This is a genomic window from Halobacillus sp. B29 (assembly GCF_052246755.1).
In the GTDB taxonomy this organism is placed as follows: Bacteria; Bacillota; Bacilli; order Bacillales; family Halobacillaceae; genus Halobacillus; species Halobacillus halophilus.
Map to the genome: position 1 here is coordinate 91,008 of NZ_JBQQCM010000013.1, position 15,622 is coordinate 106,629.

At 40.2% G+C, this 15,622-nt stretch carries 11 protein-coding genes and 1 pseudogene; 7 read left to right on the top strand and 5 right to left on the bottom strand.

The features are described 5' to 3' along the window. Nucleotides 1-291 precede the first annotated feature (291 nt). Genes ACTWP7_RS16150 through ACTWP7_RS16160 form a run of 3 tightly spaced genes read right to left on the bottom strand, consistent with a single transcriptional unit; the run spans nucleotide 292 to nucleotide 3,171 of the window. On the bottom strand, nucleotides 292-984 hold the full coding sequence (locus ACTWP7_RS16150; protein ID WP_443124079.1) for a DapH/DapD/GlmU-related protein: 693 nt from the start codon (nucleotides 982-984) through the stop codon (nucleotides 292-294). Then, nucleotides 977-2,065 (bottom strand): Gfo/Idh/MocA family protein, encoded by a 1,089-nt coding sequence (locus tag ACTWP7_RS16155; protein ID WP_443124080.1) that lies wholly within the window; start codon nucleotides 2,063-2,065, stop codon nucleotides 977-979. The genes ACTWP7_RS16150 and ACTWP7_RS16155 overlap by 8 nt, the downstream gene beginning before the upstream one ends. Then, complete coding sequence (locus tag ACTWP7_RS16160) at nucleotides 2,059-3,171, bottom strand: DegT/DnrJ/EryC1/StrS family aminotransferase (RefSeq protein ID WP_443124081.1); 1,113 nt, start codon at nucleotides 3,169-3,171, stop codon at nucleotides 2,059-2,061. Before ACTWP7_RS16160 ends, ACTWP7_RS16155 begins: the two co-directional genes overlap by 7 nt. A 203-nt stretch (nucleotides 3,172-3,374) precedes the next feature. Between ACTWP7_RS16160 and ACTWP7_RS16165 the strand changes: the two genes are divergently transcribed. Further along, nucleotides 3,375-4,673 carry a nucleotide sugar dehydrogenase gene (locus ACTWP7_RS16165; protein ID WP_443124082.1) on the top strand — a complete coding sequence of 433 codons (1,299 nt, stop codon included), beginning with the start codon at nucleotides 3,375-3,377 and terminating at the stop codon, nucleotides 4,671-4,673. Between the two features lie 761 nt (nucleotides 4,674-5,434). On the opposite strand, the gene ACTWP7_RS16170 is transcribed toward ACTWP7_RS16165, so the two are convergent. Beyond that, the gene (locus tag ACTWP7_RS16170; protein ID WP_443124083.1) at nucleotides 5,435-7,147 is read right to left on the bottom strand and encodes a SulP family inorganic anion transporter; all 1,713 of its coding nucleotides are present in this window, start codon (nucleotides 7,145-7,147) and stop codon (nucleotides 5,435-5,437) included. A gap of 580 nt (nucleotides 7,148-7,727) precedes the next feature. Here ACTWP7_RS16170 and ACTWP7_RS16175 point away from each other — a divergent pair. The 4 genes from ACTWP7_RS16175 to ACTWP7_RS16190 all read left to right on the top strand — a co-directional run bounded on the left by ACTWP7_RS16175 (nucleotide 7,728) and on the right by ACTWP7_RS16190 (nucleotide 12,546). After that, nucleotides 7,728-10,367: a cation-translocating P-type ATPase gene (locus ACTWP7_RS16175; RefSeq protein WP_443124084.1), complete on the top strand. Its 2,640-nt coding sequence runs from the start codon at nucleotides 7,728-7,730 to the stop codon at nucleotides 10,365-10,367. A gap of 346 nt (nucleotides 10,368-10,713) precedes the next feature. Further along, nucleotides 10,714-10,863, top strand: a complete 150-nt coding sequence (locus ACTWP7_RS16180) for an aspartyl-phosphate phosphatase Spo0E family protein (RefSeq protein ID WP_443124085.1) — start codon at nucleotides 10,714-10,716, stop codon at nucleotides 10,861-10,863. Nucleotides 10,864-10,920: 57 nt separating this feature from the next. Beyond that, a complete protein-coding gene (locus tag ACTWP7_RS16185; protein ID WP_443124086.1) occupies nucleotides 10,921-11,160 on the top strand; it encodes a hypothetical protein in 240 nt (79 codons plus the stop codon). A 633-nt stretch (nucleotides 11,161-11,793) separates the two neighbouring features. After that, nucleotides 11,794-12,546 (top strand): hypothetical protein, encoded by a 753-nt coding sequence (locus ACTWP7_RS16190; RefSeq protein ID WP_443124087.1) that lies wholly within the window; start codon nucleotides 11,794-11,796, stop codon nucleotides 12,544-12,546. A 442-nt stretch (nucleotides 12,547-12,988) separates the two neighbouring features. Here the strand turns inward: ACTWP7_RS16190 and ACTWP7_RS16195 are convergent, their stop codons facing one another. Further along, nucleotides 12,989-13,165, bottom strand: coding sequence for a hypothetical protein (locus ACTWP7_RS16195; protein ID WP_443124088.1), 177 nt, complete (start codon nucleotides 13,163-13,165; stop codon nucleotides 12,989-12,991). Nucleotides 13,166-13,841: 676 nt separating this feature from the next. Here ACTWP7_RS16195 and ACTWP7_RS16200 point away from each other — a divergent pair. Both ACTWP7_RS16200 and ACTWP7_RS16205 read left to right on the top strand, forming a co-directional pair. Then, nucleotides 13,842-13,964, top strand: a pseudogene (locus ACTWP7_RS16200) (homoserine O-acetyltransferase/O-succinyltransferase family protein); the annotation flags it as partial. Between the two features lie 34 nt (nucleotides 13,965-13,998). Then, a complete protein-coding gene (locus ACTWP7_RS16205; RefSeq protein WP_443124089.1) occupies nucleotides 13,999-15,480 on the top strand; it encodes an alpha-amylase in 1,482 nt (493 codons plus the stop codon). Nucleotides 15,481-15,622: the final 142 nt, after the last annotated feature.

Here is a 15,622-nt window from a genome sequence, read left to right on the forward strand (position 1 = left end):
CTGATTTGTCAAAGTCCGGAGGGGGATAATGAAGACTCCTGCGGGATGAACATGATCGGTGAGACCCCGGAAAGCGTTAGCTTGAGGAGGCTCAGCACATGCCCGCGGAAAGCGAATTATCCCCCTCCGGACCTTTCTTCTCATAAAATATCTCGAAACTGAGTCTTCAACAATCCGGCCCTATTGCGCAATAAGCCTCTTATGAATAATCAACAATCAACTTTAACAGAGCCAAAAAGATAAAAGCTGCGAAACGTGAAAATTACATGTTTTAATACTTTAGCACGAACTTTATTTTATTCGTCTAGATGGGTTGCCCACGACTACCTCTCTAGCAGGTACATCTTTAGTAACGACTGCTCCTGCTCCAACTATTGCACCCTCCCCTATAACAATGGCAGGCAGTAGGGTAGCGTTATTGCCTATTTTTGCTCCTCTTTTAATTGTTGGGCCTTGATGATGAAAGTTCCCCTTTCCCATATACTTGTCATTGGAAGAAGAAAAACATGGCCCGATGAACACGTCATCTTCTATAATCATATCGGCTGTAATATAAGAGCCTGTTTGAATTACGACGTTTCCACCTACAGTGGTTTTATTTTCAATGATCGCGTTCCTGCCCACAATGCTTCCGTTACCAATAGATACTTCTTCTCTAACGCTGGCCAGGTCTCCAATGAAACCCCCTTTACTAATAAGAACTCCTCTATAAATCACACAATTACTCCCAATCATCACATCCTCTTCTATAACTAAAGGAGGTAAAGTGGAGGAAGGCTTTCTTGCCATCTTTTTATTACTTCCTGGCGATCTGCCTAGTAATGTCAAATCGCTAATGTGTACATTATTTCCGATAATAGTATCTTTCTTAATAACTACATTGTGTCCGATGACTACATCGTCTCCAATGCTTACATTCTCTTCCACTACAACATTTTTACCGAACGAAACATTTTTACCTACTTTTATTTTGGGGTCACTCATCCATTTTCTCCTTATGGCAAGAGTTGTCTTTCATTTCTATCGTAGAAAAACTTAATAATGGCAATTCAACAGGCAGCTTATTATTATTTGATCTGTACAAAGCAAAAATAACTTCCAATGCCCTTTTTCCTTCTGAGGCATCCACGACTAATAAGGTATGATTTAAGATAGAATCTATAAAATTTTGGTACATTAAAAATTGTTCATCTTTCTGCTTACATACTTCCTTTAATTCACGTACAAGTTGATCTTCACCTTCTATGAAACAATGCTCCAGCTTATCAAATCCAGCACCGCCAAGAATGATGGTTCCTTTTTCAAAATACAGAGAAAGGCAATAACCCTGTGTGGCCGGCTTAGTAATGGTATTCACTTCAATCGTGCCCTTAGCGTTATTATTGAAGTGGATAATACCTGTGGCAACATCCTCTATTTCCTTTAACTCATTATTTCTTGCAACTTCCCCATAAACCGTGTTTATATCTCCTAATAACCATACAAGTAAATCAACCAAGTGAATGCCCTGGTTGATGAGCATTCCGCCATCATGCTCCCAGCTCCCTCTCCATGCAGCTGATTCATAATACTGTTGGGAACGATTAATTCTAGCAGACACTGCACCCATATATGGTTTTCCAAGAGTCCCTTTTTCCAGAAGTTCTTTTAATTTCAAGAAGATAGGACGATATCTTAGTTGATGACAAACAAGTACTTTCTTTTGCTTTAAACGAGATAATTTTATTATTTCATCAGCCTCCCGAATAGAGAGAGCCAATGGTTTTTCAACGATCACATGTTTACTTTCTATTAGACCTTGTTTGGCTATTTTTGCATGCAGACCTGATATTACGGTGATGATAATAATATCTATTTCAGAGTCATGGACCAGGTCCAAGTAATCTTGGTACTGTTTTACAGGAGCGTTGCAAGCAATATTTTCTAGATAGAAAGAAACGGCTTCTTCCATCCTGCTTTTTTGCACATCACTTACGGCATGTAATTTCACACTGTCCAGCCTGGTTATGGTTTTTAAATGTTTCTTAGAAATATAACCACACCCAATTATCCCTGCCTTCAACATTGTAATAATTCCTCACTTTCACGTAACGCAGTAATGACTACATCCTGATTCTCCGTACTGAGAAAAGGATATAACGGTACCGCAAAAAGTCTTTCTGAAAGCTGTTCAGCAATAGGAAAATCCCCCATTTGATACCCTAAGTGATGATATGCATCCTGAAGATGAAGGCAGCAAGGATAGTAAATCCCTGTTTGGATGTTTTTCTTTTGCAAGTATTCAATGATTTGTTTTCGATTTTTAGATCCAATACAGTATAAATGGTAGACATGCAGACAGTTCTCAGCTGTCTTTGGCAGTTTCATATGTTTAATTCCTTGAAGCTTATAATGGTAGCGTTCTCCTAAAGCAATTCTCTGTTTATTCCACTGGTCAATGTGTCGCAACCCCACCAGCAAAATGGCCGCATGCAGCTCATCCAGACGACTGTTATAACCAATGTTTTGATGATGGTATTTTTGAATGCTGCCATGTACCCTCAAGGAACGAATCTTTTGGGCTAATTGGGTATCAGATGTAGTAACCATCCCCCCATCTCCTAAAGTGCCGAGGTTCTTTGTCGGAAAAAATGAGAAACAACCCGCGTCCCCTAGACTGCCTGCTGGTTTCCCTTTGTAGGTTGAACCATATGCCTGACAGGCGTCTTCGATTACAAGCAGGTCACGCTCACGAGCTATTCGATTGATTTCATCCATATCGGCACATTGGCCAAACAGATGCACAGGAATGATTGCTTTTGTAGACGAAGTTATTTTTTCTTTAATTTTATTTGGACAAATCGTATATGTCTGAGGATCGACATCTGCAAATACGGGTTTTGCACCTACTCTTGAAATAGCTTCGGCTGTAGAAAAAAAAGTGAATGGAGTGGTGATGACTTCATCCCCCTCCCCTATGTCATAAGCGTCAAGAGTAAGTATTAAAGCATCTGTACCATTGGCCACAGCAACTGCACTTACCACGCCTAATTTTTCCGCAACGGTCTCTTCTAACTGCTTTACTTTCGGTCCTAAAATATATTGACCGCTTCGCAGAACCTTTCTCATTTCATCCATTAACTCAGCTTCGATTACTTCGTATTGCTTTTTTAGACTAATTAAAGGAATCATCGCAAAAACTCCCCTATCCATATTCCATCCATACTGTATTAATTTATTTTGAAACCGCCCAACTGTTCCGATTATTTATAGAACATACAGTGGTTGATCTCTTGTAACCCCTTTGGATGGATGGCATATAAAAAAAGTACATCAGGATTTATGAAGGGAACTAAAATATGTCATATGAGAGCAATGAGAAAGATAAAAATGATATGACTATAAATAGAATGGATAGTGCCGATTCCACTCAAGTTATAGGGGTAGTAGGACTCGGTTATGTAGGTCTGCCTGTAGCCATAGGATTTTCTAAAGAATACAAGGTCATTGGATATGATATTAATGAAGCTAGAATTAGTTCTTTAAACCAGTTTTATGACTATACTAAAGAAATTTCTGAAGAACAATTAAGAGAAGCACGTATTAAATTTACATCGAACGAAAAAGATCTGGGAGCCTGTAACTTCATAATAGTAGCAGTCCCAACGCCAATCTCAGTCAACCAAGAGCCGGATTTGACTTACTTAAAGCAAGCCTCCACAATTCTGGGGAAAAACCTTTCCCCAGGGACAATTGTTGTATATGAATCGACCGTTTTTCCAGGAGCAACAGAGGAAGTGTGTCTCCCGATCCTTGAGCGAGAATCAGGTTTAGAAGCAGGATCTGACTTTCACGTAGGGTATTCTCCAGAAAGAATTAACCCCGGAGATAAGGACCATACATTTCAAACCATTAATAAAATCGTAGCTGCTCAAGATAAAGAAACATTAGACACTATCTATTCGATCTACCAACGTGTGATTACTGCTGAAGTGTATAAAGCAGCCTCCATTAAAGTTGCCGAGGCTTCTAAAATTATAGAGAATACACAAAGAGATATTAATATCGCATTTATGAATGAGATTTCCATAATATTCAATAAATTGGGAATCAATACGCATGAAGCCATTAAAGCTGCCTCAACAAAATGGAATTTCAATCCATTTTATCCAGGTCTGGTTGGGGGGCACTGTATAGGAGTCGATCCCTACTACTTAATTCATAAATCGAAATCAGTCGGATATACCCCGAAATTTATTGAATCAGCACGGGAAATAAACGATTACATGCCAGAATATATTGTAAAGACGTTGTTGGAACAAATGACGATTCATAAAAAGAATTTAAAAGACCTCACCATTACCGTTCTAGGAGTTACATTCAAACAGAATCTTCCAGACACCAGAAATTCTAAAGCTCTTGAAATAGTAGAAAAACTAAAGGATTTAGATTTAAATATCCAGGTGTGCGACCCTCACGTTGACCATAACCATTTTAAGGATGAGTTAAAAGATTTACACCAACTAGAAGAATCTGATGTATTGATTTTAGCCGTTCCTCATAAATTTTTCACCAGCCTTCCTGTAAGTACTTTTCAACGATTATTAAAAGATGGAAAAGGAATCATTATGGATATTAAAGGTGCCTTAACCCAAAATGAGCTTGGAGAAGACATTACCTTGTGGAATCTCTAAGTAAAAAGGAATCACGTCTGTTTAATTACCAAGGAGTATGGTATCAAAGTCGACTCTTCCCAGAGTAACCATAACTTCATGAAATAGTTTCAGAAACTAAAAACCCGGCGGAATATCCCTTTTTCCGCCGGGTTTTTAGTTATTAAGCTTATTGCCCTTTATTATGGAGATCGAGGCAGTGAATTTTAGATTCTCCCTACTTCTAAACGGATGAAGGCATGAACCGTCGTTTATCAGCAAAGACATAACAGCCCCGTCCCTTCCATATTCCCTTGTCATTTACCAATACAGGGGTGTGTACTTCACCGATTAAGTCCTTTAAATCTTTCCTGGCGCTGGTTTCTTCTAAGATATTGCCTATTTTATAATCGATTTCTTTTTGATTTTAATGATGCATCGCCTGTGCACATACGCCGCACCTATCCATAATATAGAAGACATTCATCATCAAGCTCCTTACTTCAGTTAGTAGACATTTTTAGAAAAATAGGGGCTGGGACAGTAAATTTACCCCTCCCAAGCTTCAAACTCGACTTATATCCTTATATTATATAGTTTTTTTGAAAACAGAACTGTAAGTCGCCTTACATCTCTTAAAAACCAATGAAAGAAAAAAAGCCCTCTTATTTTTGTACAACATAAATGGAACGATGACGATTACCATAGCCGGTCCCGCAACGATTGTAAAAGTCTCCACAAATTGATTCTTGATATAGTAAAAAGCCAGCCCGCCATTTTCAAATTGACGGGCTTTCCGCTTCTTAATAAATGACAGCTTCTTTGACCTGGGGATGTGTAATGCGTTCTCCGTACTTTTCTTGCCAGCCTGCACGTTCTAACAAATCACGGACCGGACCTTTCACCTGAGCCAGATGTATGTGCACACCGGCTTCGTCGTATTCATCGATCAATTTCTCCAGTTCGTCCACAGCGACCCCATCCATCCGGTTCACTCCGGAGAAGTCGAGAATGACTTTCGTTACCTCCGGGCGGTCTCCGAGGATGTTCCTGATTTTTTCTTCCATAAAAGCGAAATTGGCAAAGTACAGCGAGGCATCCATTCGAAAGATGAGCGTATCCGTATGCTCGAGCGCCTCAGGGTAACGTTTTACGTTTCGGTAAACTCCTTCTTCCTGCACGTAGCCAAGCACGGCTGTATGAGGGTAGGCGCTGTTCCAGATGAACAACAAGAGAGCCGCTCCAGCACCGATCAGAATCCCTGATTCAATTCCTGTTACGAGTGTTGCTACAAAAGTAAGAACGAGAATCAAGCCATCTGTTTTCTTAATACGAAACAGGTGTTTTGCTTCTTTCACATTAATGAGTCCGAATACAGCCACCATGATGATTGCCGCAAGCACGGCATTCGGCAGGTAATAAAACAAGCCCGTAAAGAAAAGAAGGGTTATCATGATGAGTACGGCTGTAATAATAGAGGCAAGTCCTGATTTAGCCCCTGCCTGATAGTTCACGGCTGTACGTGAAAACCCGCCTGTGACAGGCGAAGCGGAAAAGAACGAACCGACAATGTTAGCCGCACCAAGGCCTGTAAGCTCCTGGTTTGAATCCACTTTGTATTTTTCTTTTGATGCAATGGCTTTTGCTACTGCGATGGATTCCATGAAGCCCACGAACGAAATAGTCAGAGCAATCGGAAGTAGAGCCATTACGGAATCCATATTGAACGCTGGAACACTCAGGGCCGGCAGACCATCCGGTACATCCTTTATAATACTGATCCCCCGCTCCTCAAGTTTGAAAAAATAGACGAGAAGCGTGCTTGCAACAACTACGACAAGCGGAGCCGGAAATTGCGGTGCTTTCTTTTTGAAAATAACAAGTAACAGAATGCTCCCGATCCCTATCGCAAAGGTCGTCCAGTTGATTTCTGATATTCTCGTAACCGCATCTGACAATATAATGAATATGTTCTTTTGACCTGCAAGATCGACACCGATAAGGTTCTTCAGCTGACTCAAACCGATGATTAAAGCAGCAGCCGAAGTGAAACCACTGATGACCGCATGGGAGAGGAAATTCACGACAAATCCTAATCGCAGCAGTCCCATCGAAAGTTGAATCACACCCACCATCAATGATAGCAGGAGAACAAGGGAAATATACTCTCCGGACCCGGGCTCTGCCATTGTCGATACCCCGGACAGTACCAGGAGTGATACCATTGCAACCGGCCCAACGGCGAGTTGCTTAGAAGAGCCCAGCAGCGCGTATATGATTAGAGGAATGGTGGAAGCGTAAAGACCGATCACCGGAGGTAATCCGGCGAGCATCGAATAGGCCATTCCCTGAGGAATAAGCATGATTGCCACAATCAGCCCCGCTGAAAAGTCGTTTTTCAAATGTCGCTTCTCATAGTTGAAAAGCCAGTGATTTTGAAACTTGTTTTTGTTGAACATAATGATCACATCCTCTGCAGTTTCCTTTTTGTGACAGGAATTTCTTATGTCAGACATGGTGTTCCTATACTATCTTATCTCCCGGAAGGTATTCTCATGCTCTTCCTTTAGGGCATCTCATAAGGATTTTCCAAATACCCCTATAGGTATATTATAAACATTACTGTATTAAAAGCAACTATATTACTCCTAAGATCTGGATCGGTCGAGTGAGCAGCTGCCACTTAGAAAATTGGGGATTTAGAAAAGGGTTTTCTTTCCTATGCTCGTCGAAATAATCAATCCTTGTAGATGTGAACGAGGTGGTCGTTGGTTTGGACCATCATAGCTGGAATCAATTAAGAATGAGGGAAAATTGCACGACGTGACAACGATTATAGGTCGGTGGATGGTCAATTAACTGTTCCTATCTTTCTCCGTTATTTTGCATTAGTAGAGGGCCGTTTCGAAAATCCAGTTTTTCATACTACGAGGCGGATTAATTACAAATGAATTAGGAGACACTTTTAAAAAGGGATATACCATAGAAATCGAAACGTTACGGTTGGAAGTTATTGACGTGAATCATGTTCTCGTTGATAAGCTTTTAATTATTTTAAAGGATGCAAATAGGAAAAGAACGCAGAGGAGGAATGAGATGGAGTACTATCAGCAAAGCACTTCAGATACAATAAACGCAACCAATTCTACAAAGGAAGGCTTAACCAGTGACGAAGTGCAAACGAGGCTGCAGCGTGATGGATATAATGAACTGGAAAACAAAGAAAGAGTGCCTACCTGGAAACTCTTTATCGAAACGTTCAAAGATCCAATGGTTGTCGTCCTACTGGCAGCAGCCGGTGTGCAAATAATCATTGGTGAGATCGTAGAATCGCTGATTATTTTCCTGGTATTGCTTATTAACTCGGTCATTAGTGTCGTGCAAACGAGGAAAGCCGAAAGCTCCCTTGAATCTTTAAGGGATTTGTCAGCTCCTGAGGCAAACGTGATGCGGGATGGGGTGAAGCAAACGATAGAGGCCAGGGAGCTTGTGATGGGAGATCTAGTGTATCTGGAAGCAGGCGATTACGTTCCTGCGGACGGACGTGTCTTAGAAAGTGGCTCGTTAAAAGCGAATGAAGGGATGTTAACGGGTGAGTCAGAAGCGGTAGAGAAATCGCCAGAAGTCATAGAAGAAGAAGTAACGCTTGGGGACCAGCGTAATATGGTATTTAGCAGTTCCCTCGTTGTATATGGTCGTGGTACGTTTGTTGTCACAGGGACAGGCGAAGAAACAGAGGTTGGTAAAATCGCTGACATGCTCTCTTCAGCAGAACAAAAAGAGACACCACTGCAACGTAACTTAAATGTCTTTAGTAAGAGGCTTGGCATCGCCATTCTCATTCTTTGTGTGCTTATTTTTGCTGTTCAAGCAGCCCGTATTTGGTTTGGTGATGGCGAAACAGATACCACAACAGCCTTGATCAATGCTCTTATGTTCTCAGTGGCCATTGCAGTTGCTGCTATTCCTGAAGCGCTCCAATCCATAGTCACGATCGTCCTTTCTGTTGGAACAAACAAAATGGCAAAACAACATGCCATCATCCGAAAACTTCCTGCGGTAGAGACATTAGGTTCGACAAGTATAATATGTACAGACAAGACCGGAACCTTAACGCAAAATAAAATGACGGTTACCGATTACTTCTTACCGTTACATCCAAGGGAGAGCTTACCAGAAGACAATGCGAATTGGGATAAAACAGAGCAACTGCTCGTTCAAATCGGCACCCTTTGTAATGACTCGTATATCAATCAGGATAAGCAAGAAGTCGGAGATCCGACAGAGATTGCGCTCATTCAATTCGCTAACGAGCATACAGCGGGGTATGAACAAATACAAGACCTTTATCCACGTATAGCAGAATTACCCTTTGATTCTGAGCGCAAGTTGATGTCCACGGTTCATCAGATGGATGATCATACTCTCATGCTTACGAAGGGTGGTCCTGATGTGATGTTCGACCGCGCAAGCTACGTGTTAGTGGATGGGAAAGAACAGACTTTAACAGAGGATATGATCGATCGTTTCAGAAAAGCAAATGAGGATTTTTCAAAGCAGGCCCTCCGTGTATTAGCACTCGGCTACAAACCGTTACCAGACGGAACAGAGGACATCACTAACGACGATGAGCAGGACTTCGTATTGGTCGGTTTGACGGCAATGATGGACCCTCCACGGGAAGAGGTCTTTCATTCTATTGCCCAAGCCAAACAAGCGGGTATTCGCCCCATTATGATTACCGGCGATCACAAAACAACGGCTCAAGCGATTGGACGAGAAATCGGCTTAATGGAGGAAGAGGATCTTGCTGTTACAGGAAAAGAACTGGATCGCATGTCCGATGAAGAATTAGAACAGAAGTTAGACAAGATTGCTGTATATGCCCGCGTATCGCCAGAAAATAAAATACGCATTGTCAGGTCCCTGCAAAATCGCAACGCTGTTACAGCGATGACGGGTGATGGTGTCAACGATGCCCCCGCTCTCAAGCAAGCAGATATAGGGATTGCAATGGGCAGCGGTACCGACGTTGCCAAAGATGCCTCCGCCATGATATTAACCGATGATAATTTCGTCTCCATCGTCAATGCCGTACAAGTTGGTCGTACGGTATTCGATAACATCAAGAAGTCAATTAGCTACTTATTTGCAGGGAATTTAGGAGCCATCCTTACGATTTTATATGCCGTAATCTTTAACCTGCCAAACCCATTCACTGCCTTACAGCTGTTATTCATTAACCTAGTCAACGACTCGCTTCCTGCCATTGCGTTAGGAGTAGAGAAATCTGAACCAAACGTCATGAAACGAAAACCACGCCCTGTTGATGAAGGAATTTTTGACAGGAGAACGATGCAAGCCGTGTTAACAAGAGGCATATTGATTGCGATTGCTGTAACGAGCTCCTTCTATATCGGCTTAAGCCACTCCAATGAAATGGGCGTTGCGATGGCCTTTACCACCTTAATTCTATCCAGAACGCTCCAGACATTCGCCACACGATCCAATACGAAATCGGCCATCAGCATTGGGTTGTTTAGTAACAAATACGTGGTCGGGGCGGTAGCTCTTGGATTTGTCTTATACGGCATTACCGTATTACCGTTCGCTCGAGATGTATTTCACATCCCAGCCGAATTTGGTATATCAGAATGGCTTATTGCGACTTCCCTCGCTCTTGGAGCTGTGATTATGATGGAGATTGTGAAGTTTTTGAGGTATCGGAAAGAGTAAATTATATGCAAAAGGGCTTCTTATGAGCGATCGTTACTCTTAAGAAGCCCTTTGTTAGCATTTATCAGCATATAAATGAAATTTTTTTACCAGGGGATTAGGAAGGTTGATGACCTCAGGCCGCCATTCGGTATATTTAATAAACATTAAAGGATAAGATGTAAAAAATTTTTATATAATCAGTCTTCCAACTTTACGTTATGTCCTTCAATCAAGTAATACACTTCACCCATAGCCCTAACCAAGGGCTTTTTAATCCAAGAGGTTCTTTAACTAGACAAAAAACGTTAAGAACCGAAATTGAAAGGGTATTATACTCTTATCAAAATTCTAAGGAGCTGACCCAGTGGTTGATAAATCCCATCTAGAACGCCAAATAGAAGTATTACGTTTAAAAATGCATCAAGCCATTCGGGAGGGTGAAAATTATAAAAAAATAGTGGAGGTTTCTAAAGAACTTGATAAGCTTTTAAACAAACTCGATAAATCAAAATAGATCTTTATTTACTTATATATGGTATAATTAGTATGTATTTACTAAAGGAGTTTATAAATGGATAATGATGACTCCCCATATGAAAGCTTATCAGACAATCAGCTAATAGGGTATTACTTGTTTATTCTTGCTAATATTTATTCAGGAATACTTTCAAATGCAATGTTCGGCGAGACGGAATATATAGAAAGCGTCGCCGCTAAACGTGGTTTATATTTCACCTATAAAGAAAATGTTTACGTATCTCCAAAGAATCATCCCATTCTCATAACATTCAGTAATTATTATCTGAATTAATAATAACTTAGTTAACTGCTAAACCTCGCTTCTCACCTTCTTTTTCAACTTACTCATTTATTATACCAACCTTATCCATTACTTTTCGGGATGCGCCTTACGGAACAAATGAACTCCAAACTTGCGTTTTGTGAACATAGCTTTGAAATTCAGATGGATAAGCAATTAGCCTACATTCTCACTCACAGTGATTAAATGATCTTGATCATACACAATTACGTCTGGCCACCCGCTGTAAAATTGATATGTGCGTGACAGCGTATGGACTCCCTTGTTGTAAAAGGTCGATCCTTCCATTTTATATATTTGTACCGTATTACTCTATAAATTTTTAAGTTTTGAAGCGAAATTGTAAAATTATCACCGGCGAAACTATTAATTTCATTCTAGGGGTATTTCCCCTCCCCCCTTTCTTTTATCGATAATCATATCCTCCCACCAGGAATCTAATACGTTAATCTGACGATCAGAATTTTATTCACTGGAACTTCCCCCCCTGGCTTTCCCAAGCAACACCTTTATTTCTTTTCTTCCTCCAGTTTGAATAATTGATGTCAAATAATTGGATCTCTAGGCTGCTACAATAAATGTTGCTCGTACACCCGGGGTGATAGAAGAAAAGGAGATTTTCAATTGAAGCAAATATACGCTTTTGAATCGCAGGAAGAATATATGAAACATCTGAATACGATTGAAAAGTTCAGTGAGAAATTAAAGGTTTACCAACATGTATTGGAAGAAAAATACGCCTTAGCAACTCTACCAAAAGGAATCGTTTGGACCTCAATGAATTTAGCGACAACCTTTTTTTCTGAGATCCCAGTACCAGCGTATACGAATGGTGATGTCATCTATATTTCTCCTGATTTATCTGCATGGAGAAGATTATTGGTAGAACAATTGGAAGGACAAGATATCTCGGAAATTGAGGACTTTTATGCTCATTGTTCTGACGATTATTTATTCACTATATTGGCACAGGAATTGACCCATCATTCAAATCTCTTCATTGAGGAGTACAATGGCGACACGAAACTAAATACTTGGTTTGAAGAGGGTATGTGTAATTATTTATCGAGAAAACATTTGTTAGACCATGCCGAGTTTAAAGAAGTGACAAATATTGAGGTAGAATTAGTGGAAATTTTCAAGGATAAGTATGGGCAACATTCCTTAGACGAGTTTGAAAGCAATTTTCCTCAAAGCAGGAACTTGAGCGGTAGAATGTTCGATTATTGGCGGAGTTATCTTATTGTAGAATTCTTAGTGGAAGTACGAGCTAATCAAGATTTGGACTGGATTTTTAATGAATACAACAATTGGGATCGAGCAGGGAGAACGATCCCCTTATTAGAGCATTTCGAAATGGAAAATTTCTTTAATTAAAAGGTGACCATCTAAATGATTTGTTTGTTCAGCATCAATAGAAAACACTCTTAATATATCAGCCTGATCCTTTAGCTAAGGATCGGGTCTATTTTCATGTTTTTTCTCGGGAAACACATTACTAATCCTAATAGATCCCAGTAAATAACTAAACTGAACTTTTTTCCTTACACCACTTAAAGTAATAGAATTCCTTTTTTATAAACTTATTTTTGATCAAGCCAATTCTTAACCGTAAGGATAAGAAGACTGAGATCGTTTAAGATCTATATTATAAGCTTTACGGACTTTTTACCAAACAAACCTTCAGCCTTCTGCCTTATTCATAATTCCTAATAAGATACGCAGGTTTATAATAGCGCCCATACTAAAAATGTTTAATCCCTATTTCTCTAATTCAGTTGAGAAAGAAAATATTTGTTTAAAGCTCGCTGCAGGGTAGCTAAGGTTTCAGTGTGGGATTGAAAGTAAATCCGGAATTTAAAACCTCTTGCACGATATCTTTCCAATTACGGACGAACTCCCCTTTAATAATAGCACCTGCAAAAGTAGAAGAGTACGCTATATCATATGGCTGAATTTGCTGTGTATCCTTCGGGTCACCTGTGGCTAATACCACATGGGTTTATTCTTTTGAGATTTCTTCATAAGTCGCATGGCTGTCATAATGGATTTTACTATGCACTAATTGTTGGGCTAATTGCTTCTCATAGGATTCTTTATATTCGCCCCGCATATTGACATTACGTTTTTAAAAACCACAACTTTCGAATCAATAAGTTCAAGAAAATCTCATATGTAAGACTTATACTCTTAATTGATCGATTAAAGCACTGCAAATTTAACGGAATGTTTATTAAAAAGGGTTCCTATTGAGCACTTCCAGTTTGAAAAAATCCAATATTGGGAAGAGATGATTATGGCTTGGGAAGAGGAAAATGTAACCTCTTTCCTTCGTATACGCTAGGGCGCTAAAACGGCACTTTTTCATCATTATGGTACCGATAGATTTGCCCTTGGGGGAAAATATTCAAGTTCTTTTCACCATAGAACCTTTAATAGTCACGGAGACATTAAGCTCTTGCAAGGATTTGACGATGAGTTTATCGCTTCTCCCTCACTACATACAAATCGATCAGCAGATTAAATAAAGCAGCGGTTGAAGAGTTAGGATGTCCAAGGTTGGTACACACATTATAAGGTACTGGACGTTTGGAATACGATACGGAGATCCCTTAAGGAAATATATGAGCGAGATTTAGACAGAGGATTAAGTGTAGAATTTCCCCGCGCATTATTTTCCAAATAATACCCCTCAAGAACTCCCATCGAATTGGTGGCATTCTCATGCTCGTTTATTATTTTTAAATTGTCCCAATTATTATGAGTATAAGGAAGCGCCATATAAGTGGAAATGAGAGAGACAGAAATTAGTGAAATGAGGAAGATAATATGGAGCGTAATCACACCATGATGCAATTTTTTGAATGGCACTTGGCTAACGACGGTGACCACTGGAATCGTCTAGCGCTGCTAGCAGGTGAAATAAAAGAGTGTGGCATCGATGCTTTATGGATCCCACCCGCAACAAAGGGTATAAGCCAGGAAGATAATGGCTACGGAATTTATGATGGTTACGACTTAGGCGAGTTTGATCAAAAGGGTACAGTTCGTACGAAATACGGAACGAAGCAACAACTCTTAGAAGGAATAGCCGCTTGTAAAAATGTAGGAATTCAAGTTTACTCAGATGTTGTCATGAATCATAAAGCCGGTGCCGATGATACGGAGCGCTTTGAAGTGATCGAAGTAGATCCTAATGATCGATATAGAGTTGTCTCTGAGCCCTTTGAAATCGATGGATGGACAAAGTTTTCATTCCCTGCACGAAATGGGAAACATTCCTCCTTTAAATGGTCCCATTACCATTTTAACGGCACGGACTATGATGCCAAAGAAGATAGAATTGGTATTTTTCAAATATTAGGAGACAATAAACGCTGGAATAGACATGTTGATAAAGAATTTGGAAACTATGATTATCTCATGTTCGCGAACATTGATTACCACCATCCAGCCGTACAAGCAGAAATGCTTTACTGGGGTGAATGGTTTATTAACACAACCACATGCGACGGTCTTCGGCTAGATGCGATTAAACATATTAATCATAAATTCATCTCTGTTTTTGTTCATGCCATGCGTTTGAAATTTGGAAAAGATTTTTATTTTGTAGGTGAGTTTTGGAAGCCAGACCTAGAAGCATGTCAAAACTTCTTAAACTATGTAGATTACGATATTGATTTATTTGATGTAAGTCTTCATTATCACTTTCACGAGGCTTCACTGGCTGGTCGTAATTATGATTTAAGTAAAATTTTTGAAGACACCCTTGTTGGTACTCATCCAACGAACGCAGTGACATTTGTTGATAATCATGATTCGCAGCCTCAAGAAGCCTTGGAGTCCTGGGTGGAAGACTGGTTCAAACCTTTGGCATATGCCCTCATCCTCCTTCGTAAAGATGGTTATCCATGCGTGTTTTACGGAGACTATATTGGTATAAATGGTGAAAATCCGATCCAAGGTAAAAAAGATATGATTGATCCAATCTTAGATGCAAGATATCATTACGCTTACGGTAACCAAAAAGACTATTTTGATCATGGAAATACGATTGGTTGGGTAAGAAAAGGCGTCTCGGACTTTCCAGGATCAGGGTGTGCCGTAGTCATGACTAATGGTGATGATGGAAAAAAACGCATGTATGTCGGAAAAAAACTCGCTGGACAAATCTGGATAGATATAACAGGTAACCACCCCTCACGCGTAAAAATTACAAAGGACGGCTTCGGGCAGTTCCGTGTGAAAAGCGGTACCGTCTCTATATACGTTAAAGAGAATGCATTAGAAGAACAAGAACAAAAGCGCTAACGCGCCTTCTCCACGTCCCAAGCATCGATTAGTCTCTTGGGGCGTCTTTCGCTATGTCCATCGCGCTTCACAAAAAGGACACACCACTTTCAAAAAGCCACGTGAGAATATTCCACGTAAAAAAGCAGCCAGAAGGGACACC

Bases quoted from the DNA above. Each gene is read 5' to 3' on its own strand.
- ACTWP7_RS16170 (WP_443124083.1), bottom strand. From the start codon at position 7,147: ATGTCTGACATAAGAAATTCCTGTCACAAAAAGGAAACTGCAGAGGAT.
- ACTWP7_RS16185 (WP_443124086.1), top strand. From the start codon at position 10,921: ATGGATAATGATGACTCCCCATATGAAAGCTTATCAGACAATCAGCTA.
- ACTWP7_RS16155 (WP_443124080.1), bottom strand. From the start codon at position 2,065: ATGTTGAAGGCAGGGATAATTGGGTGTGGTTATATTTCTAAGAAACAT.
- ACTWP7_RS16150 (WP_443124079.1), bottom strand. From the start codon at position 984: ATGAGTGACCCCAAAATAAAAGTAGGTAAAAATGTTTCGTTCGGTAAA.
- ACTWP7_RS16175 (WP_443124084.1), top strand. From the start codon at position 7,728: ATGGAGTACTATCAGCAAAGCACTTCAGATACAATAAACGCAACCAAT.
- ACTWP7_RS16165 (WP_443124082.1), top strand. From the start codon at position 3,375: ATGACTATAAATAGAATGGATAGTGCCGATTCCACTCAAGTTATAGGG.
- ACTWP7_RS16160 (WP_443124081.1), bottom strand. From the start codon at position 3,171: ATGATTCCTTTAATTAGTCTAAAAAAGCAATACGAAGTAATCGAAGCT.
- ACTWP7_RS16205 (WP_443124089.1), top strand. From the start codon at position 13,999: ATGGAGCGTAATCACACCATGATGCAATTTTTTGAATGGCACTTGGCT.